The organism is Enterobacter wuhouensis, assembly GCF_004331265.1.
In the GTDB taxonomy this organism is placed as follows: domain Bacteria; phylum Pseudomonadota; class Gammaproteobacteria; order Enterobacterales; family Enterobacteriaceae; genus Enterobacter; species Enterobacter wuhouensis.
Genome location: NZ_SJOO01000039.1, coordinates 1 through 299 on the forward strand (window position 1 = coordinate 1; position 299 = coordinate 299).

Annotated in this window: 1 protein-coding gene; it reads left to right on the forward strand. The window is 49.8% G+C overall.

What is annotated here, in order from left to right; all coding sequences use genetic code 11:
• On the forward strand, positions 1-299 hold a 299-nt coding region (locus E0L20_RS23785; RefSeq protein WP_242673438.1), incomplete at both ends, for an EF-Tu/IF-2/RF-3 family GTPase.

The window sequence follows — 299 nt, forward strand, 5'->3', positions numbered from 1 at the left end:
TGATACTCCAATCATCCGTGGTTCTGCTCTGAAAGCGCTGGAAGGCGAAGCAGAGTGGGAAGCGAAAATCATCGAACTGGCTGGCTTCCTGGATTCTTACATCCCAGAACCAGAGCGTGCGATTGACAAGCCATTCCTGCTGCCAATCGAAGACGTATTCTCCATCTCCGGTCGTGGTACCGTTGTTACCGGTCGTGTAGAGCGCGGTATCATCAAAGTTGGCGAAGAAGTTGAAATCGTTGGTATCAAAGAGACTGCTAAGTCTACCTGTACTGGCGTTGAAATGTTCCGCAAACTGT